Here is a 20,371-nt window from a genome sequence, read left to right as displayed (position 1 = left end):
GAGCGAGTAGAATTAGCGTGAGAAGTAGACGCTCATTTATCAAGACAGTCGCGGCGACGACGATGTCGGTTCCGTTGTTTGGAATCGCAAAGCCAGGTGTATCCGCGAATGAGAAACTCAACTTCGCAGCGGTAGGAGTCGGTGGCAGAGGTGCGGCGGATCTCAATGGATTGATGCGAACTGGGCAGCTCAACCTGCTTGCTATTGCGGATGTCGATGATGTCCGTTCGCAGCAGTCTCGGGAGAAGTATCCCAACGCTCGAGTCTACAAGGACTGGCGTGAGCTTTTGGAAAAGGAAGGCGACGAGCTCGATCTTATTTGCGTGGCGACCCCAGACCATATGCATGGCCCTGTATCCATTGAAGCGATGCGAATGGGGATACCTGTTTATGGTGAAAAACCGCTCGCCCACACTCTGAAGGAGACACGTTACATGTCGGAGTTCGCCAAGTCCGAAGGTTTGGTGACCCAGATGGGCTCGCAATACGTATCTTCGATGTATGAGCGTTTGGCCGTCCAGATGCTTCAGGATGGAGTGATCGGTAAGGTAAAGGAAGTCCATGCATTTTGTCACAAGAAGTGGGGCGATCCAACTCCTTTGCCTCAACGAAAGGATCCCGTACCAAAGACCCTGGATTGGGATCTATGGCTAGGAACTGCAGAATCGCGATCCTTCATCGGTGACAAGTACTATGTTCCGGGACAGTGGCGCAAGCGTCTCGATTTTGGAACCGGGACGCTCGGTGATATGGGCTGCCATATACTTAGCCCGGTTTTCAGAGCTTTGGATGCACATTACCCGTTGACGGTAAAGTCGGTCGGAGCTCAGCCGAACGCGAGCAATTGGGCGCTGAATGAAAAGGTTGAATACGTTTTCCCGGGGAGTGACATGACCGAAGGCGAAACCTTGAAGGTGACTTGGTCGGATGGTGCAGCGCTGCCTCCAAAAAAGATCATCGATGTGTTTGGAGATCAGATGGAGGAGCAGGGAACGATATATGTGGGGACGGAAGGTCACTTGATGGTGCCCTTTAAGAAGCTTCCTGTTCCGTATCCTCAGAAGAAATACGAATCCTATCGTTACCCGAAATTTCCTCCACGCGACCACTTCCGTGACTTTGTATCGGCTGTTAAAGGCGAAAACGTGAAGCCGTTAGCGGATTTCTACGACTATGGAGGACCATTGACGGAGATCGTTTTGCTTGGGGCCCTCTCAACTCACTTTCCAAATAAGCTTCTGAAGTGGGACGTGAACAATTTGAGATTTAAGAATAACAGGGAAGCCAATCGACTCGTAACCAAGACCTACCGGGAAGGTTGGGAAATTGAAGGAATTGCGTAATATGAAAGTTAGTACAATTGTTTTATCGTTAGCTCTCGCTACAGGAGGCTTGTCAGCCTTTGGGAAGGGAACATTGATTTTCGACGGAAAATCTCTTGATGGATGGCATCACCAGGAGTCGTTCGAGAACGACAAGTATGCTGCTCAAAGTGGAAACTTCTTCGCCAAGGACGGTGCTCTTCACTGTTTCCAATTGCCGGACAAAAAAGGAGCCTTGCTACTCAGCGATGGTAAGTATGGCGACTTTGAGCTCACTATGGAGATCAAGGCAGATTGGGGCTGCGACTCTGGGATCTTCCTACGTTGCAATGAAAAAGGGCAAGGTATTCAGATTCTGAATGATTATCTCAAAAACGGATCGGTAGGATTCATTTTTGGACAAGGCACAGGTGGATATATCTCCCGACCGATCTTATTGAACGAAGTGGATGGAGTCGTTAAGGCGAAAGATGTCTACGACGCAGTGGAGAAAGAGGGGCTCATCTATGCGATCGATGCTAAAGGTTGGAACAAAACCTGGAAGGTCGACGACTGGAACAAGATCAAAATACGCTGTGTTGGTACTGCTCCTCACATCACTACCTGGATCAATGGTGTGAAGATTATGGAGCTGGATGGGAGCACCTACAGTGCTCCAAGCCTGAGGAGTAAGAATTCGGGCAATTGGGACGCGAAATCCGCCTGGGATAGCGAGAAGGTTCAGGCGATAACGGGCAATAAGGGTTCAATTGCTTTCCAAGTACATCCGGGAGGTCGCTGGAAGAAAGGCGGTTCTTCTATGTACCGAAACATCCGCATCAAGGATCTAACTACAGATTGAACAGATAGGGGAGCTATTGCCCGGATAGATTTAGAACATTAAATTACTTTGACTAGATATGACTAAAATCAACCGAAGAAACTTCGTCAAAATAACTGCCCTTGCTACTGCTGCATTTGCACCGGTTCGCTTTGCGATTGGTAAAGCGGGAGCCCCAGCCAACAGCCGCCTAAACGTTGCCATGATCGGAGCCGGCAATATCGCTGGGATGGCTTACGGGGGATGTCGGAACGAGAACATCGTAGCTTTGGCTGATGTTGACTCTAGCATGTTTCATCAGCACGCGGATAACCATCCGCATCTTCTAAAGTGTAAAACGTTCGCAGATTTCCGTGTGATGCTCGATAAGATGGAGAAGGAAATCGACGCCGTCTGCATCAACACCCCTGACCACACCCACTTCTCAGCGACTATGCATGCCATGGAGATGGGGAAGCATGTGTGTACCCAGAAACCGCTTACGCATAACATTTGGCAAGCTAGGACACTTCAGAAAGCGAAGAAGAAGTATAAGGTTGTCACCAATATGGCTGTGCAAGGGCACACCTTCAACGGTATCCGCCAAATGAAGGAATGGTACGAGGCTGACGTCTTTGGCCAAATCCGCGAGGTTCACTCTTGGATCGAGGGGCCGAAGTGGAGGGATTTCGCTGAAGGTCGTTCCTTCTTCCACAAGTCCGATGTGTACCCGCCGAAGAAGTCACCGATCCCAGGCTCTTTGAACTGGGACTTGTGGCTTGGTCCAAATGAAGCGGGAACGGTTTTCAACGAACTCTATCATCCTAAGAGCTGGCGTCCCTTTAACGCCTTTGGAAACGGACTATTCGGCGACTGGATGCCTCATATCGCTGATGCTCCCGTTTGGGTACTCGACTTGTTCGAGCCAGTTACTGTGGAGCTAATCAGAAAGGAAGGCGGTAACGATTGGATGGTCCCAGATGGAAACACAGTTCGTTGGGATTTCAAAAAGCGCGGTAGCAAAGCTCCGTGTACTTTCTATTGGCACAATGGTGATCGTAGCTTTATGCCGAAGGCCCCTGAATCATGGAGCTGGGGTAAGCTTCCAAACCGTGGAACGCTCTACTTTGGAGACAAGCAGGTGGGGTACACGGATAATCGCTCGAATAATCCTCGCCTTGCCGACAAGGAGACGATGAAAGCGTTCAAGGCTGAAGGGTATCCAGAAGAAACGTACGAGCGCGTTGCAGGTGGGCCGTTCAAGGAGTGGATTCGTGCAATTAAGGGTGAAGGTCCAGAACCAGGAGCAAACTTTGATTATGCAGCACCTTATACGGAGATGATGCTGATCGGTGTCCTGGCAGCTCGTTTCGGCGGCCGCATCGAATGGCATCCGAAGAAGGGGATCACCAATCGACCTGAACTCAATCGATACGTTCGCCCTGAAAAGGTCCGCGAAGGTTGGGATTACGGAAAGGGTCTTTGGGCAAAGAACTCTAAGTTTGCCCGCTACTAAAAAGCGAATCATCAGTTACTAGAGTGAGTGTGGTTTGCACTGATCTTCCGTTTGGGGCTATTGCAGTGATTAAGGCAATGTTGCTGCTGAGCAGAATAATGGAAACACCCCCGTGATCAGGGTTCCATCAATTGCAAGCGAAGGAATCTGGCGGGCTGTTCCTCCATACTGACTCGGCTGGTGACTGCATTGATTTCACCATTGATGACCTCGGTATCCTGATTAACAATCCCGATGTGTTTCCAGTCTGTTAGGGTAGCGGAACTCTCTATTGAGTATTCCAGTCCAAGTTGCGCGTTGCTGCGCTTGCGATAGACGAGTTCGATCCAGTCTTTCTCTTCATCCTGCACCATACGGAAGTGCGGTCGGATTTCTGACGCATCGGCGAGGGTCGGGTTGCCGCCGAAAAAGTACTCCGTTCGATTATCCATACCATCTCCATCGGAGTCCGACAATGGGTTAGCAACTTGATTGTTAGTCATCCACTGCTCGAGCATGCTGATCGAACCGCTGACGTCTAAGAAAACGTTATCAATAAAGTAGGTGTCGTTCGTTGTTGTAGTAGAACCATCATACAAGGGATCTCCATTGTTGCGATGAATGAAGATACCAATTCGATTGCCCGGGCCGACGCCTTTGGATGCTAGTTCTTCGGATGTTACGGTTACTTCAAAGAAACCACGTTCGCCTGGTGTTGGATCGCTGGTATTGCCGAAAGTGTTCGTGTCGTCTGCTATACGCTGAACTAACGAGCCGTCCGTCGATGAAAATTCTGCGAGCCCCACAATGAAGCCCTTGTGTGTATCGTGCACCTCATCGATCATCCACTTTCCTCGTACGGTATAGTCCTAGCCTGTTTGAATCGGTAAAGCAGTGGAAAAGAGGACTACCACTTCGTCGTCAGGGGAACCGATGCGTAGCTCATTGCCTACGAATGTATCCAAATCGCCCACTTCTACGGACGTTGTGGTGTTTTCAGTATTCCACGCAGCAGATCCTTGCTGGTGCCATGTATTCATTGGGTAAGGACCAGTGGACATATTATCAGCTGTGGTCGCGTCATCCATGTTTTCGCGTACGATTTCAAAGTTTGAGATATTGCTCGGCAGTCTGCAGCGTACATGAGCGAAACTGGTATCGAGAAGGGACAACTCTAGTTGAGAGCGATTTCCGGCATGCTGCTCTTGGGAAACATCAACGTCTTCTTCAGTCGCGCCTTGCTCGTATTTCATCACTGTCATTTCGACAACTGGGAAAGGCAACTCGATCGTCAGATTCATTGCTGAGGTGTCCTTGTTGAGGAAGTAGAGATCAACGAAGGCATTATCTACGGATCGTACAGCCAAGGTTCTAAGTCGGCTTGGAGTAGGGCTGTCTAGTTCCACAATCGTTCCACCTGCCGCGTTTGAAAATGACCTAAGTACGTGAGAGGCAGGGGAGATATAGTTGCCGGAGGGATCAAAGAGGTTTCGGAACTTAGCGGGATCTTCTGTCCTCCAGTAGGTTGGCCAAAGCGATCCCATATGGATATTGTTTTCCATGGCGAGTATCATCATATCTGCAGCGACCAATCCGTGCCAGTAGGGCGTTCCAGGAGATCCTCCCCATCGTTCCGCATCTATGCGACCCAGGTTCCATTCGTTAAAGCCGAGTGTAATATGGGGCTGATTGTATTGCTCCTTCCAGGATTTGAAATCTTCCAGCTTAGCCAATATGTCATTCCAACGATTTGTAGTGAAATCTTCATCACGCCACTGATCAGGCCTGAAAGACCCCCAACTGCCATTGTAGTAATACCAGTGCCAATCGATCATGTCTACATGTTGGCCCTGATCGCGGATAATTTCTCCCATCCTTTCCCACTGCATCATGTTTACGATCGTTTTCCCCAGTGGGTCTGCCTCTTTGATGGGAATCGCGTAGTCATCAATAAGAGTAGGGTAGACTTCCTCAGGAACGTGAGTCGCGTCCTCAGGCTTATTGCCGGCTTCGTTGCACAGAAAGTAATAGCGAGGGCCGTCGATTTTGTCTTTTACGTAGTTGCACCAAGCGGACTGCTTTGTCGACCGAGTCTTGAAGTCGGTCGTATTTCCAGCCTTGGGTCATATTGATTCCAATCAAAGGAACCGCACCTGTTTCCTCGCATATTTCAAGAAATCGGTCGAGCGACAGACGGTAACCGTTTTGCTCCTTCAGTTCAGCTTTTCGTTGCTCGGTGAGAGTTGCCTCGTAAGCCGGGTCCCAGAAGTTTCGGTAGGGGTGATCATGATACGGGAACTCCCAGTCCCAGAACCGCGTTTGACCGCCTTCGGGATAGCGCAGGTTGCTCATGCCCAGATGCTTCATCAGCTCGATCTTTGTGCCGTCCTCCCACGTTGATTCCGGTTCATGATCGTAGACTAAGTTTCCTCCCACTACGAGACGGCTAATGGGGTGTGGTGCTTTCGCGGTTTCCTTTTCGATCAACGACACATTGTCTATGTAGATCTTGTGCGAGGAGTTCTCGTTCACCTTTGAAAGTCGTAGCTGTAGGTACTCGCCGTCATGGGAATCGAGATCGGTGCCGCTGACCGTTGCTTCCATGCGCTCCCAACCCGCACCAGCAGGAACTGTCGCGTTCTCTAGTAAATCAACGCGGTGAATATATGGGCCACCCTTTTCCGGAGCGCTGTAGAGTGCTGCTTGTAGCGAAGATTCGCTGGTATGGGCGTCGTCTTCACTGGAGTCGTCCACACGTATCCAAAACGACAAATGGTAGTGCTTCGTTGGGTCGATCTGTAGATCGACATTTTGGGCTATCGATCCGTTATTCGTGTAATCACCAAAGACTACCGATTGCGAACCGCTAAGCGTGTGAGCTCCCGTAAACTGGATGCCGGCTTCGTTCGATTCTCCGGCTCTGAACCAGCGAGAGGTGGTGGCTGCCAAATCATTACTAAACTCCCCTTCGAAGCCTGAATCGTGGATGGAGTTCTCGTTAAACTGAAGCTCTATGGTGTGCTCAGCTGCGTAGGAAGTCGGCTCGCAGGCTGCTCCCCCGAACAGACAGAACCCAATTGTATAGACTATTCCGTTACTCCTAAGACCCATTGTGGACGCTGATTTGTTTTATTTATCGGCTATTGCGAGTTGTGGCCTCTAGTTGAATCCGTCGAACCTAATCTACCAGTTCAACTTGGATACGGTAGAAGCCATCTGTAATGGTTTTGGGTAAGGTGTAGGTTTGCGGGCCTGATGTGGAGCTGTCGGCGGTGAAGCTATCAATAAGAGCCCATTCCGAGTTTAGGTCATGGGAGTGCTGAAGGAGATAGCGCCGGCCTGCTTGCACGTCTTTTGCGGGGATTGTGACTTCGGAGTTCGTGCTCGTCACTGCTATGATCGGAGACATGAATTGGCTCGTTTCGGATAGATCCGTACCCAGGACAAACTCTACGAAATTCGATTTGTCGTCTTCGTCCAAGTCGCCGGAAGCGTCGCTGGGGTTGTTAGGATCCAAGCCGTGTGCGGTCTCGACTGAATCTGGGATACCATCTTTGTCGAGGTCCGGCGGGAGATACTGAGCTCCTCTAATTCGGTACAAGTTTTTACCGATCGATCTGGCAGCTGTCCTGATCTCTGGATACGGTGCATCACACAGATCAACGAGGCCGATTTGAAAGTTTTCTCCGTCTTTGCGTCCCGTGACCGCTTGGGAACGGTACTGAAACCAGTGTGCTCCGACAATTCTCTCATGCTCTAGAGCGTCGCGAAGGTAGTGATACAACGCATCAGCTCGATCGTCCTGATCACCAACAGCTCTTAGGCCAGTGTGAAAGTAACCACGTTCGACCGCTCCAAAGTGGAATTCGCCTATGATGATCGGTTTATCAGTTGATGTGATGTGGATGTCGTTCGGACTGAAGCGATACCAATTGATTCCGATTACATCGAGGTGCGGAGCCGCTGCGTTCATCATGTGGACGGGGGTAAAGGCGATGAAACGAGAGCCGAGAAAAAGCGCTGGAGAGACTTTGTCTCCTTCTTCATTGATGATCTTGTAGAGCTCATCAGCGTAGGCTTCCTCCCATGCTTGCGCGTCTGCGTCTCCACCTGACGGGATTTCGTCAAGAGCTCGTACTGCGGCCCAACCGGTGTATTGAGTGCCCCAAGCTGTATTTAAGGCACTGATACTGGAATGACGCTTTTGCAGAAAACCAATGATAGCTTCTTTGGCATCGGAATTGTCGCTTGCCTGCATGTAAGCGTAAGCGACTCGGTAGCGGGTGTCTCCGTTGTTCTTTCGGAAATGGTACTCGTTTTGAAAGAAGTATCCGAGACACCACTCGCTGTTAAGAAGATCTCTGGCGCCGTTTATTCGCTCGTAGACGGTGGTGCGAAACTCTGAATCGAAAGGGGCGGGAAATTCGATTGTGCTTCCGTCGGCATTGACACTCAGACTTGGCAGTCTCCAGCCGAGAAAAAGAGTGTAAGGGACTGGATTGTTCTGGTCGTTGAACAGTCTCGAGTCGGACCAGCAGCCCATCGTGTTCATTCCCCAACTCTTGATTCGACGTAGGGAGACCTTAGCTGATTGTTCAACCCAATTGTCTCCGTATTTGCGATACAAGTTCGATGGTCCGAACTCGTAGGTTCGCCCTCCGAAGGTAGAGCTGTTCGGATCAACAAATTGCCCGAATTTGGGATCGTCCTGTTGGGGGCAGGCCCTCGAAGAAGTTTTCTCGGCCTTCGGTTTTTGTTTCAGCGAAGTTGAAGTCGAAGCCCGTAGCTCCATATGACCAGAAGAGGCATCCGCTCGGGTCAATAAGCCACCACCTGCCGTCGATCTTTTCGACTCGGAAGTACCCGGTTGCCTCAAATTTAGGACCGGTCGCCCAGCCTCCGTATTGGTTTCTGTTAGGGGGAGTTGGGTGATTATTGAGGTCGAGATCCTCTTTCGAGATGGTTGCACGCAACTCCGCCTCGGAGTGTATTTTGCCAGGCCAATCATTGTGTTTGTATTGTCCGAATTGGTCGATGAAGGGAAAGAAGTCGTCTTGTGCAGCCATCTCCTGCGGCGATTTGTAAGTTCCATAGGAGCGAATGTTGCTAATCTCGAGATTGACTGGTGATTCCGCGAACACAGTGAAACTGATCGTTTTAGGATCGTTTTCTAGATCGATTCTCGCCCAGTGTACGATAGTTCCGCCTGGCATTGCCCGCATCTCAGGGAACAGTGTGGAAGCGTTGCCGAGGAAGTCGTTGTGACGTGTGAGGAATATAGTCAGGTCACTGGCTTGACCTGGGGGAAGGTGGACGGCGCTGTTCACATTCATCCATTTCTCCATGATCCAGCTCTCGACTCGACAGTATGTCTCAGAGTGGTTTTCGACCGTAACCTTGATCGCGAGCGCACCGGATAGGTCCCGAACGTCATCTGGAATCTGAACAGTATGCTCCTGTTCGTTGCCGAAGTCGTCTAATGTGATCGGGCCCTCAACGAGTACGGTATCTGCACTCGTTGATGCATGTAGAAGCAACGCTGCCAGGACGGAGAGGAATGGATTTCGAAGCCCGCGGTAAAGGAGTCTCATACGTTAATACCCTTAGTAAACTCATTACTCGGCCGTAGTCACGGTTTTGTGAATGTAAGAGTGAATCTTTCGGAGAAGGACGAGAGCAACATCTAGGATGTCATCGTAGGCTGCGGGGCGGTATTTTTGGTTCATCCGACATAGAGTGGAAACACGTCGGATTCCGGAGGCAAGATAGCTCTAAATGACAGCGATTGTGCGGTTTTCGCCTTTGTGCGACGATTTTAAAAGTTGCTACAACAATGTTGATAACAATTGGCGACTAAGGACTGTTACGATAGTCTTTAGTTTTACCGTATCGAACACTCCCCGTTTCCCAAACCTCATTCAAATGAAGCAAAGCCTTTCATCGATTCTCGCTTCCCATTAAGTGCCACTTTAAGAAAAAGCTTCTTTGTACCCTGTCTCTTGCCGTCTTGTTCCCGCTTCTTCAAGCAAGCGCTAAAAAGCCGAACGTACTTTTGATCGCTGTTGATGATTTGAACGACTGGATTGGCGCTCTCAACGGTCACCCTGACACGAAAACCCCAAACATCGACCGGCTTGCTAGAAGAGGTACCCTTTTTTCCAATGCTCATTGCCAAGCCCCGATCTGCAACCCCTCGCGGACGAGCTTGATGTTCGGTATGCGACCCTCCACTACAGGGTTTTACGACAACAAACCGAACTCAGCCCAGACACCGCGCTTCTATAATCGGCACGTGAGTATGCCAAGGCACTTCGGCGAGAACGGGTACCTGACAATGACCACCGGGAAGCTTTACCATGCTTCTAAGCTTCCAAAGGGCGATTTTGAAGTGGAGGGACCTCGTCCCGGGCAATGGATTGACTATGATGAGCCTGTACAAACTGATCGGCCTGATCACATGCACTGGTTGTGGGACTTTGGTCCACAGTCTTACGAAGAAGAGAAGTTTGCCGATTACACTGATGCATCGTGGGCGATAGACCAATTAGAGAAGAACTACGATCGACCTTTCTTTCTGTCGCTTGGTTTTTACCGACCCCACGTCCCATTCTTTTCTCCAGAGCGGGTCTACAATCATCCGGATTTGGCGGGTGAGCTGCAATTGCCGTTGGTTAAATCGGATGATCTCGATGATATTTCGGAGCATGCGAAGAAGATAATTTATAGTCCGTATCCAGCGTCTCAGGACTGGGTTGAGCAGAATGATAATGAGAAGTGGTACGAAGCGATGCGTGCGTATCTGGCTTGTATCCGCTGGACGGATGAGCAGGTGGGCAGAGTGCTCGACGCCCTGGATAAGAGTCCGCATGCGGACAATACGATCATTGTATTCTATGCCGACCACGGATTCCATCTCGGTGAAAAGCGTCATTGGGCGAAGTGGACACTCTGGGAACGCTCTACGCGTGTGCCGTATATCATCAGTCTTCCAGGAGGGGAGAAGGGACAGGTCGTCGATCAACCGGTTGAGTTGTTAAGCATCTATCCAACCTTGATCGATCTCTGCGGTTTGGAGGAAAACTCGGAACTAGAAGGGAACAGTGTGGCTCCTCTGTTGGAGGATAGCGAATCGGAGTGGCCGCATGCGGCGATCACAACTCTCTTTCAGAATAATCACTCGGTTCGTACGAAAGACTGGCGTTACATCAGTTACGCAGATGGAAGTGAGGAGTTGTACGACCACCGCGTCGATTCGAACGAGTGGACTAACTTGGCGGGGGATCCCGAAAAAAAAGCGAAAATAGAAGAGTTGAGAAAGCTATTGCCCCAGAAAAACGTGGAGCAATACACTCGCCCCAAGAATGGTGATTGGTAGTTCGTTTTTATTTTGGTCTAAGCATGCGCAGGCTTGTTGCCGAAGCCTTGCGAACCGTAGGAAGTCTCTGCATTTCGAGGAGCGGTCCAACTGCTAGCTTGCGAGGATATTCACGAGTCTCGCTGTTGTAACTCGCAAATACCAGTAGCCCATTCTTATGGTGTTGTGTCTACCCAGAGCGCAACGACGTTGCGGGCTATATTTAGTCGGCAACGGATATTGAGGAAGAAGTCGATTATGACGCTCTTCGATACCTAACCATTTAAGGCGATGCCTACCGGAACTCTGGACATTGCCCGAGTGGCTGTATCAGGTCCTATGGAGAGGCGGGTTGCAGAGTCAATCTATAGAAACGTTGCTTGCTTTCGGGGTCACTAACTCTGATCTCTTTGAGAGTGGTGTCGCCGTTCACTGTATCGTTCGATTCGGTAATTTGGGCAGGTTGCCAATCTTGAAGGTCGATCGAGGTTTCCAAAATCGCTTGGTAGTCGTTTACGGTATTGGATAGGCGAATACGGTAGTCGGACTGACTGGCTTCTAATCGGGAGAACGGTGGCGAAGAGGGGTGTTGCGGTAGGTTATTGGAAAGGTATTCGAGGAGATTGGAGGTCCCGTCGCCGTCGGGGTCTGCGGTCGGTCCGCTGATCAGATCATCGGCCGCGTCTGTTTCGTTGAAGAAGTGGGTTCGCCAATCCTGGTAGCTCTCGATGGAGATTTCTCGAGCGGTGGCGAGAAGCCCTTCGGCGTCGGTGGTGACGTCCATGCGACGCGAACGTCCCATCAGGCCTTGCTCGATGGTGGCGAAGGTACCGTCGACCTCACCGGCCTGAATGAAACGGAAGGTTTGGTCTGCTTCCGGCAGGTAGTCGTCGATCAATGACAGAGTGAGTTTTCCGTCTAAGTTGGCGGTGCCGCCGACTTCAAGAAAATCGAAACCGGTGCCTGCTTCGTCGCCTGCGAATTCAACGCGCATTTCGCTTTCGGGGAGGAGGTTCAGGTCGCCGGTGATGAGGCCGGATCCGGGGGAGGCTCCGAGCGCGATGATGCCGTCGGTCGTGAGGCTGCCTTCGATGTTTATGTTACCAGCTAGGGTGGGGATGCCTTGGACTTGATCTCGAAGACTTTCTACTTCGCCAATGATTTTTGAAGTTCCATTTTTTTTGATCGAGCCAGCGTTTCTAAGAAAGTGCGTGTTCAGGTTTACGGTGGAATTGTTGAGGATGAGCTTTCCGCCTTCTATGTTCAGGTCGCCGTGAATATCGAGATCTGCGGCAATCAAGGTCAATTTTCCTTTTAGGCTGAAGTCGCCGATGCGCGTCGGGAGATCTACAAAGGAAGGCAGTGACTCGTGAGGTAGTCCTAGGGTTAGGGAGGCCGCGCCATTGATCGTTTTTAAGCCTTCGCTGTATCGCTCGTCTCGGATTTCGCAGGCGGCGAAGTCGCTAATCACCCATTCTCCGCCCAGATGTTTGTGTTCCACGGAACCGATGTCGTCCAAGTGATCAAAACGGATTCTATTTATAATCACATGAGATAAACCAGCGACTGTGATTTTGCTCGAGAAGCCAACAGTGAGAAGGGTGTCGATTTGAGTGGATTCATCACCGCTGTACAAGGTCAGGTTCCCTGAGTTACTTATGAAAAAACCTTCAGAATTTCCCTTGAACACTAGGCTGAGACCGGTTGGTTTGAAGAGCTTATCTGGAGCGAGTAGGTTTCCGTGGACCTCGCATTCCCCTTCAATCCGTAGTTGACCGTAGAGTCTATTCTCGCCTCGGGTGGTGACGGTTGTTTGCTCGGATGCGTGTACGAGGTTGCCTCTGGCTATGGCCGTTTCGCGGAAAGTTGCTCGCTGTTGGATCTTATCAAATGGTTTGAGTAGGTAGGGAACATCTTCTTCTCCCCAAAAGGTCTCTTCATCTGGATCGGAGAAATCTTCGTCTTCCGGAACTACGAGTTCATCGAGATCGATACCGTAGAGAACTGCGCCGTCGGCGACAAAATCACCGGTTCCGATACGCATGCGTGCGTTGCTTGATTGAGGCGTAATTTCGCCGGTCAGTTGAACGGAACCATTGCCTTGAAGGGTGAGCTTTTCGAATCTAAGGTCTTCGAAGGTCAATTCTCCTTCATCGTATATCGTTATCGTTTCTTTGGGCCCTGTATTCGCTTTTTGGATCCTTATTTTACTGTTCTTGTTTACGTCTATTTCCGCTTGGAGGTTGGGCGCTTGGTTACCTTTGAATACGAGTTTGCTGCTACCGCTTTGAGCTTTTATCGAAGAACCTTTCTCGAAAACGAGGGTTGGGCTGTCCTCGTCGGCGACGAAGGTGAGCAGGGCTTCTTGCGGCGTGCTTGAACTGAAGAGATGTTCCGAGCCTGCTTTGGCGATGAAGTGTTTGGTGGAGATGCCGCCATCCTGTAATAGCGTTCCGTGATTTACGCACTCGAGGAGGATGGAAGGTTTATTATTGGTATGGTTGGTGATCGAAAGTTGGCTGAAATTATGGAATTCGCCGGCTACGCCGCCAGAGACGATTTTCATGCCGCCTCTGTTTTCGAAGCGTCCTTCGATATTGGATACGTATTCGGAGAGGACGTCGAGCCAGGTGTCGAAGATGAGCCCGGGCGAGGCGAGGGTGCCGATTTTGTTAATTAGCGTTAGTCCTGGCGCGAGTTGGAGGTCGTCGTAGACGAAGACTTTGCCTTGGCCTTGGAGCTGAAGCGTCCGCACTAAGGGGAGGTCAGGATCGAGTTTTCGGATGGCGATGTTTCCGAAGGAGTCAGCCTCCCCGATTTCGAGCTGCGTTTCGGGGTTCAATTGAAATGTAACGTCGGTGCCTAGCACGAGTTCGACGGTGTCGTAGAACTCGACCGCTTCGGGCGAGGCTATGAGATCGAGACCGGAATCGCCTTCGAATTGAAGCTTTCCTCCGGCTTCCAGTCCACCTCCGTCGACTACGATCGATGCGTCGATCAATACGAGATTGGTCCACCAATGAAGGTGGCCTTCTTCGATCATTAGATCGGCCTCCTCGATGGTCGCCTTATTCCAGACGAACCATGCGTTGTCGGGCCCTTCTTTGGCGATGATGCCTTTGGTATGTAGCGTGCCTCCCTTGATGTTTCCTTTTCTTAGGATGAGGCTGGATCCGTCCGATCCTTCGAAGGTGGTGGCGCAGTCGAATTCCGCTCCCAGTTCGAGGATCGAGTCACCGAGTTCGACTTGAGCAACGTGGGCGGCTTCGTCTTGGAGTTCGACGATGAATTCGTCCCCGATTTTGATGATCGAGGTTCCGTTAGCTGGAGGCGGTTCGTCCCAGGGAGTGCCGACGGAGTCGGTCCAGTTCGAACGGCCGTTGACGACGGTGTGCCAGTTGGTGTCGCCCGCTCCACCATCCCAGATATAGATGTTTCCGATGGGGTGAACGATTCCTTCGTAGCTTGCTTTGACCAAGGCAGTGCCGCCGTCGGCGAGATCGGCGAGAAAGGCCAATTCGCCGTTGGAGTTGAGTCCGGAAGTCCCTTTGTTGAGAATGATTTCTTCTCCGGCGAGGTCAGGTGTGAAGGTGATGTTCTGAATGGCGCTGCCTTCGAGTGGGTCGCCTTCGAGGGCGATCTTGATGAGACCGCCATTCAGATCGGTCGCAAATAGGCCTCCGGTACCGTCGCTTAATTCCGCCGTGAAGGCGACCTTGTCGTCGCCGGCGGCGGTGAGATTGTCGAAGGAGCGGAAGTCGGCGTCGCTGCTTGGGACATCCGTGGGGTCGATGGATGGTGCGTCAACGTCTCGGGTGAACGGAACGCGGGCAAGCGTTGTGATCGCTTTGGTTTCCGGATCGATTCTCCAAACACCTTCGGAGGTTGTATTGCTTGCTCCACTACGTAGATCTGAGGTGAAAAATAGGGTGCCGTTGTGGGTAACGGCCCAGTCGCCGAGAGGAACATTGCGGAAGTGAAGTTCGCCCTCGTCGGTTTGGTTTGGGAAGAAGCCGTTGTCGTTGAATTCGGCGATTTTCTCGATGGAATTATCTAGTCCGATCCTCCAGAATCCGCTCCGCGAGGAGGAGAGTTTGACACGGAGCACTACAGTGCCGTCGGGGAGTACCACGACGTCTTCTGGTTCCACTTCAGGGGAACCTCCATCCAAGTCGGGAAGGGTGGTTTCGGTGTCGACGAAAAGGGGGACGATGGATTCATTCGAGGCTTCGTATCGGAATACGGCGTGGCGGGCGCCCGAGTTTTTGGTTACACGCGTGTGGAAAACGACGTTGTCTAAATCGTCGACGCCTCTGAGGGCGATGGGGGTATCGAAGGTCGCGTTGTCGGAATCCTCGAATCCTGGTGCGGCGGTGCCGTCGAACATGACGGCTGAAAGGTCGTCGCTGGTGCTGGCTTTGAGGATGCCATCGAAGACCTTCCAGTAGAGCGTTCCGGATGGGGAGACCAGGATATCTTCCGAAATACCGGCAGAGCGCGTTTTTGTAGTGCCTCGCCCGTCGGAGATGTCGACGGCATCTTTGAAGTTTCGTGTTTGGGAGATGTCGACGGGCCACGTGATCGGTGTCTGACTGATCGTTCCGTCGGTTGTCTTGAAGAGAAATCCTCCTCCTAAAGGATCGACTACAGTAAGGGCGTGAAAGGTTCCGCTGAAGTCAGAGGAAAAGCCTCGGCGTGGCGAGGCTGAGGCTTCTAAGGCGTCGCCGTTTTGCGTGACGCCTGGGACGACCTGATCGCTTTGAAACAATGTGGAAACGGATCCGGGGAGTGCGGAACGATAGAAACCGAATTCCTCTGTTCCTCGCACATCGACGCGTGCAGCGAAACTGACGGTTCCAAATTCGTCGATGGCTATGGGAAAGGTGGGAGATTCGAAGCGCGTGATTTCTCGCGAACCAGGCCCAGAGGCTGCATCGTTCTTTTGGGTCAGCGTTTCGAGTTTGAGGTCGCCTGGGGCGGCCGTAAGGGCGGCTGCGGAGGCGAGGACCATCAAGGGGAGCCGACGCAGTTTCGCCCTGATGCAGGAAGCAAGGAGGATAGGCATTCCTGAAGTAAAACTTATATCGAGTTGCGATGGCAAGCGTGCAGGCTAGGCGTCGGCTCGCGCTCTAGAGCGTTCGCTCTTTAGAGTCTAAGACGGTAGGAATGAGAAAGAAGACCTTGAAGCGCTTTTGGCGGGTATCGCGTTAGAGCTTTCTGTAGTTTCTGATCAGTTGGCTAAGGTGTTGGGTTGTTTCTATAAAACCGGAATCACTTGCTAGATTTGTTTCAGAGTTTGGGTCCTCTTCTAGGTCATAGAGTTCGGTGGCGAGGATTTCTGGAGCTCTTTCGCTGGTCCACCATTCGTTGTACCGATATCGATCTGTTCGTACGCTATATGCTACGATGCTTCCGTGCTTTGTCGTGTTGCGACGGATTTGAGAGAATATGGGGCGAGCGGCGCCGAATTGATTAGGGTCGCGGATTTGAGGGAGAAGGGAGAATCCGTCTAGTTTATGTTTTGGATACGGCAGCTTAAGAAGCTCTTGTAAGGTTGGATACAAGTCGACTAAGGCTACTGGCGTTTCGCTTGAGGAACCTGGTGTCGTTATGGATGGAATGCGGATGATTAATGGAACTTGGAGGGATTCTTCAAAAAGGGTGTTCTTGTGCCAATCACCGTGTTCGCCGAGTTGGAAGCCATGGTCTGAAAATAGAATGATTGCCGTGTCTTCGTAGAGGTCATGTTCTTCGAGGAATTGGATCAAGCGTCCGATTTGGGCATCTAGAAAGGAGACTGACGCTAGGTAACACATCTTCATCCGTTTCATCGAATCTGGGTCTTCATAGTTGGCTTTTCGAGTGTTGAAAGCGAAACTGGGCGCGTCACTTCGATCACCTGGGGAGGGTAGCTCTATCGAGCTCTCAGGGTAGGGCCAAAAGTACTTCTCCGGGGCTACGAATGGGGCGTGGGGGCGTCGGTAGCCAACGCCTAGGAAAAAGGGTTTTTCTCGTGGGCGATCGAGCTGGCGTATCGCCTCTTGAGTCACTTGACCATCGTCCTGTGCGAGATCCGACTCGTAGGAGATCATTCCATAGTCGATCGGACCGCTTAATCCAGGAAAGGTGAATTTTTCCCCTTTTCGTGGAAACGGAGGTTTGCTTTGGCGGCCTTGGTTAGAAGGTGGGCAATTGATGCGAAAATCCCAACACTCGGGGTCGCCCATTTTCCAGTCGCTTTCTGGCCAACGCCGGTCCCAATTGCCTATGTGGAATATTTTTCCAATTGAGGCTGTGAAGTATCCGTTTTCTCGACACAACTGGGGGAGCGTCGTTACGTCGGGCATAAGGTCTCTCAGTCGTGACCATTGGGCTTGGGTTCTATCGGGCCGTGTTCCGCTGAGGAAAGAGTTGCGGGAGGGAGCGCAAGCTGGGTACTGGCAGTAGGCCTTTGTGAAGGTCATGCTCTCCTGGACAAGTCGATCTATATGTGGCGTAGCGGCCTCTGCCAGCGCATTTACGCTGAGGTCATCGGAAACGATGAAAAGCATGTTGAGCGGTTTCGCAGTTGCGAAGCTCAGAAGGTGAAGAATAAGGAAAGTCGTGGCGCAGGCTAAGCTTTTATTCATTTCGTTTTTCTGGCTTGGACCTCTTGGCGGACTTTATCCATTACGTCACGTGTAAGTGGATACTTGTAAAGTAGGGCTAGCCCGCACAAGAGCATTGCCGCCGGGATGATGCTGTTGAAGAGACGGAGCCAGATGAAGGTCGAGTCGCTTTGCTCGTGTCCTAGATCGGACTGGTACCCCGCCATCACGAGGAGAATCCCCGATAGCGCTCCAGCTCCAGCTCCCGCGTTTTTCATTATGAAACCACCGACTGCTCCGTAGATTCCTTCTCGCCGGAAACCAGTGAGATACTCGTCGTAATCGACTGCGTCAGCCATCATCGACTCAAGAATCACGAAAATACTGGAGATGCCGAGCGAGTAGCAAAACGGATAGACCCACTGGAGCATTTTATACTCGGGAGTGAACGCCCACCATTTGATGATATCGCCGATGATCATGAGGCAAAATGCGATTTTTAGAGCATTGTGCTTTCCAAGTCGTTTGCAGAGTTTTCCGACTACTGGAAGTGTGAGCAGCACGAGCACGCCAGCGAGCGTCTCGACTCCGGCGGTGTAGGAGGCTCCGGCCAACTTGTCTCCACCAAAGACATACTGGATGTTAATGATCGCTCCGACTTGGATGAAGAGTTGGATCGTGACCATCATGAGAACGTACAGACCGACGATTCTAAGGAAGTGAGGATTCTTGAACGTCTTCTTGATGGAGGAGATTATGGGCTCCTTTTTCGCGGCTTTGAAATGAGAGCGCTCTTGGCAGTTTTGGAATGCGGCAACGCATCCGAGAGCTACCAACACGGCGACTCCTGCTGCGACATACTTTGCCCCTTGATATTCAGATACAAAGAGACTGGATAAGCAGAGCGGATAGAGCCAGGGATTGATGAAAGTCGAAGTTCGCGAAAATAGAGTCTTCCAAAGATAGACCCTGGTTTTCCCATCGTAGGTGGGGGAGAGCTCGATTCCGAGGGCGGTGTACGGAACCATGAAGATGGTGTGGAAAATTGAATAGGCCACTACGCCTCCTGCGAAGTAGAGCGTCACGTGATCCTTGCTCCAGCCAACGGGAAGATTCCAAGTGAAGAAAAGGAAGATTCCGACAAGCAGGCCTCCTGCCAGGATGAAGGGGCGTCGCCTGCCAAGTCGACCTCTCCAGTTGTCGGATATATGGCCCATGAGAGGGTCTGTGACGGCGTCTATGGCCATTTTTGCCCCAATGATGAGGCTGATGTAGGCGGCGTTGAGTTCGAGGCTTACCACCAGCATGCTCGTCGCGAAGCCGCCAAGCATATGCGAAACGAGCGAATCGCCGAGTGCGGGAGATCCGTATGCGAGCACCTCTTTGATGGAGGGCTCCTCAGGACCGGAACTTTGGGTGTTGTTTTGCACGACGCTGTTGGAATCGTTGGGACGAGTGCTCATTCTGGGGTCGATAGGGGGATAGACCTAGAAAATGCGGGAGGTAGGGATCCGCAATTTAGTAGAGTCTGATGCCGTTCAACTCAAGCGGAAGAGGTTAATCTCGGTTGCCTAAGGCAACTTTGGCATAGAAGATTGATAGAGCAGCAAGCAGCTGCGGGAAGACCATAGGGCGAATCGTCACCGGGGCGCCGCCGCGTAGTTGAGATTTAGATACGTGGTCTAAGGTTTTTTTCTTGGCGTGGTCTCTCCGTCCACCCATTGGCCGCGAATTGATACGGACTTCGGGTGTTCCGGGATGCCGCCTTCGTTGCGGTACATCTGGCTTACGATCAGGTCGATCGCTGCGGATGCTATTAGTCGTCCGCATTGGTCTATCCCTCCCATGGCGCTGTTTCCTTGCATGGCGCAGAGACTAGCGAAGGCGATCCGATCGGGGACGGGAATTTGATGCTTCAGTAGAATTTTGTAATAGAATCTCGAGTTGGAAACGATAACGTCGGGCTTTTCGCGATTGATGTATTCAACAAATGGTTCCTCATCCCAATCGTCAGAGCTTATGTACGGCGGGAGGTGGATCTTATGTTTTTGCTGCCAGCGAAAATAGGATCCAAGCCAACGGGATCCTATACGTTCCTGCTCCTCATCCCAGCTGCAAAAGCTGATACGTTTGTAGCCCATTTCGGTGAGTGTGTTGAGGGCGAGTTCCATGCTATGGAAATAGTCTGGCGTTGCCCGATGAAGGTCGGGTTTTTGTAGGCTTGGGTCTACGGTGGCAGATGCCACTCTGCTCAAGTCTAACTCTTCGATACTGTATCCTTGGGGGACCGGGAGGACGAGAAGTCCTTGAATGGAGCGAGCTCGAATGATGCGGTTAACCGCGCTCCAGGAATGTTCAAGTTCGGGAAGGATAATCAAATCTGTCTCGAAACCCAATTCGCGGGCACGGTCTGCCGCTCCCTTGTAGTAGTCATCGATATGGTTCGCGCTCGGGTTGCCGAACGGAGAGAGAAAGCCAATCGTCGCGTGAGTAGGGGAGCGGCGATAACCGCGAACTTGAGAGGTGAATGCGGAGACAAGAGGGTTGGGGCGGTAATTCAGCTTTTTGGCGGCCGCTTGGACGCGCTCGCGAACCGGTTCCGTAATTCGAGAGTCGTTGCGCAAGGCTCTCGACACGGTCGACTGAGAGACGCCTGCTTCGATTCCAATCTCCTTCATGGTAACCGGTTGGAGTTTGGAGTTTTGGCTCTTTTGCATGTGGCTTGCAGGTTTGCTCCCCCTCTTTGTGCAACAATATGCAAAGACTTCAAGTTGTTTATCGGCAACGGATTCGTGATATTGTGAAGCGTACCCC

The 20,371-nt window shown here is 51.4% G+C and carries 13 protein-coding genes; 4 read left to right on the top strand and 9 right to left on the bottom strand.

The window, feature by feature from the left end:
- The first annotated feature begins 17 nt into the window (after positions 1-17).
- Genes JIN87_RS12520 through JIN87_RS12510 form a run of 3 tightly spaced genes read left to right on the top strand, consistent with a single transcriptional unit; the run spans position 18 to position 3,637 of the window.
- On the top strand, positions 18-1,343 hold the full coding sequence (locus JIN87_RS12520; RefSeq protein ID WP_200355908.1) for a Gfo/Idh/MocA family oxidoreductase: 1,326 nt from the start codon (positions 18-20) through the stop codon (positions 1,341-1,343).
- A gap of 1 nt (position 1,344) precedes the next feature.
- Positions 1,345-2,163: a 3-keto-disaccharide hydrolase gene (locus tag JIN87_RS12515; protein ID WP_200355907.1), complete on the top strand. Its 819-nt coding sequence runs from the start codon at positions 1,345-1,347 to the stop codon at positions 2,161-2,163.
- A 58-nt stretch (positions 2,164-2,221) separates the two neighbouring features.
- The gene (locus JIN87_RS12510) at positions 2,222-3,637 is read left to right on the top strand and encodes a Gfo/Idh/MocA family protein (RefSeq protein ID WP_200355906.1); all 1,416 of its coding nucleotides are present in this window, start codon (positions 2,222-2,224) and stop codon (positions 3,635-3,637) included.
- A gap of 116 nt (positions 3,638-3,753) precedes the next feature.
- Here JIN87_RS12510 and JIN87_RS12505 read toward each other — a convergent pair whose 3' ends face one another.
- The 5 genes from JIN87_RS12505 to JIN87_RS12485 form a co-directional block, all read right to left on the bottom strand.
- Positions 3,754-4,461, bottom strand: a complete 708-nt coding sequence (locus JIN87_RS12505) for a hypothetical protein (RefSeq protein ID WP_200355905.1) — start codon at positions 4,459-4,461, stop codon at positions 3,754-3,756.
- A gap of 24 nt (positions 4,462-4,485) precedes the next feature.
- Complete coding sequence (locus JIN87_RS12500; protein ID WP_200355904.1) at positions 4,486-5,508, bottom strand: hypothetical protein; 1,023 nt, start codon at positions 5,506-5,508, stop codon at positions 4,486-4,488.
- A gap of 106 nt (positions 5,509-5,614) precedes the next feature.
- On the bottom strand, positions 5,615-6,727 hold the full coding sequence (locus JIN87_RS12495; RefSeq protein WP_200355903.1) for a hypothetical protein: 1,113 nt from the start codon (positions 6,725-6,727) through the stop codon (positions 5,615-5,617).
- Between the two features lie 67 nt (positions 6,728-6,794).
- A complete protein-coding gene (locus JIN87_RS12490; protein ID WP_200355902.1) occupies positions 6,795-8,168 on the bottom strand; it encodes a hypothetical protein in 1,374 nt (457 codons plus the stop codon).
- A 127-nt stretch (positions 8,169-8,295) separates the two neighbouring features.
- Entirely contained in the window at positions 8,296-9,207 is a 912-nt protein-coding gene (locus tag JIN87_RS12485) for a hypothetical protein (protein WP_200355901.1), read from the bottom strand.
- A gap of 416 nt (positions 9,208-9,623) precedes the next feature.
- On the opposite strand from JIN87_RS12485, the gene JIN87_RS12480 reads away from it, so the two are divergent.
- Positions 9,624-10,991, top strand: a complete 1,368-nt coding sequence (locus JIN87_RS12480; RefSeq protein ID WP_325176383.1) for a sulfatase — start codon at positions 9,624-9,626, stop codon at positions 10,989-10,991.
- Positions 10,992-11,307: 316 nt separating this feature from the next.
- On the opposite strand, the gene JIN87_RS12475 is transcribed toward JIN87_RS12480, so the two are convergent.
- The 4 genes from JIN87_RS12475 to JIN87_RS12460 form a co-directional block, all read right to left on the bottom strand.
- The gene (locus JIN87_RS12475) at positions 11,308-16,035 is read right to left on the bottom strand and encodes a DUF7453 family protein (RefSeq protein WP_200355899.1); all 4,728 of its coding nucleotides are present in this window, start codon (positions 16,033-16,035) and stop codon (positions 11,308-11,310) included.
- Positions 16,036-16,177: 142 nt separating this feature from the next.
- Complete coding sequence (locus JIN87_RS12470; protein WP_200355898.1) at positions 16,178-17,599, bottom strand: sulfatase; 1,422 nt, start codon at positions 17,597-17,599, stop codon at positions 16,178-16,180.
- The gene (locus tag JIN87_RS12465; protein WP_200355897.1) at positions 17,596-19,020 is read right to left on the bottom strand and encodes an MFS transporter; all 1,425 of its coding nucleotides are present in this window, start codon (positions 19,018-19,020) and stop codon (positions 17,596-17,598) included. The genes JIN87_RS12470 and JIN87_RS12465 overlap by 4 nt, the downstream gene beginning before the upstream one ends.
- A gap of 219 nt (positions 19,021-19,239) precedes the next feature.
- Positions 19,240-20,274, bottom strand: a complete 1,035-nt coding sequence (locus tag JIN87_RS12460; protein ID WP_200355896.1) for a LacI family DNA-binding transcriptional regulator — start codon at positions 20,272-20,274, stop codon at positions 19,240-19,242.
- Positions 20,275-20,371: the final 97 nt, after the last annotated feature.

It is taken from the genome of Pelagicoccus mobilis, from assembly GCF_016595505.1.
Lineage (GTDB): Bacteria > Verrucomicrobiota > Verrucomicrobiia > Opitutales > Opitutaceae > Pelagicoccus > Pelagicoccus mobilis.
Note: the sequence above shows the minus strand (reverse complement) of the source record. Positions and strands in the feature narration are given on the sequence as shown.

What these genes read in the sequence shown, in the direction of transcription:
- JIN87_RS12475 (WP_200355899.1), bottom strand. Translation starts at nt 16,035, where the DNA reads ATGCCTATCCTCCTTGCTTCCTGCATCAGGGCGAAACTGCGTCGGCTC.
- JIN87_RS12465 (WP_200355897.1), bottom strand. Translation starts at nt 19,020, where the DNA reads ATGAGCACTCGTCCCAACGATTCCAACAGCGTCGTGCAAAACAACACC.
- JIN87_RS12490 (WP_200355902.1), bottom strand. Translation starts at nt 8,168, where the DNA reads ATGAACACGATGGGCTGCTGGTCCGACTCGAGACTGTTCAACGACCAG.
- JIN87_RS12470 (WP_200355898.1), bottom strand. Translation starts at nt 17,599, where the DNA reads ATGAATAAAAGCTTAGCCTGCGCCACGACTTTCCTTATTCTTCACCTT.
- JIN87_RS12495 (WP_200355903.1), bottom strand. Translation starts at nt 6,727, where the DNA reads ATGGGTCTTAGGAGTAACGGAATAGTCTATACAATTGGGTTCTGTCTG.
- JIN87_RS12505 (WP_200355905.1), bottom strand. Translation starts at nt 4,461, where the DNA reads ATGATCGATGAGGTGCACGATACACACAAGGGCTTCATTGTGGGGCTC.
- JIN87_RS12460 (WP_200355896.1), bottom strand. Translation starts at nt 20,274, where the DNA reads ATGCAAAAGAGCCAAAACTCCAAACTCCAACCGGTTACCATGAAGGAG.
- JIN87_RS12500 (WP_200355904.1), bottom strand. Translation starts at nt 5,508, where the DNA reads ATGATGCAGTGGGAAAGGATGGGAGAAATTATCCGCGATCAGGGCCAA.
- JIN87_RS12510 (WP_200355906.1), top strand. Translation starts at nt 2,222, where the DNA reads ATGACTAAAATCAACCGAAGAAACTTCGTCAAAATAACTGCCCTTGCT.
- JIN87_RS12485 (WP_200355901.1), bottom strand. Translation starts at nt 9,207, where the DNA reads ATGAGACTCCTTTACCGCGGGCTTCGAAATCCATTCCTCTCCGTCCTG.
- JIN87_RS12515 (WP_200355907.1), top strand. Translation starts at nt 1,345, where the DNA reads ATGAAAGTTAGTACAATTGTTTTATCGTTAGCTCTCGCTACAGGAGGC.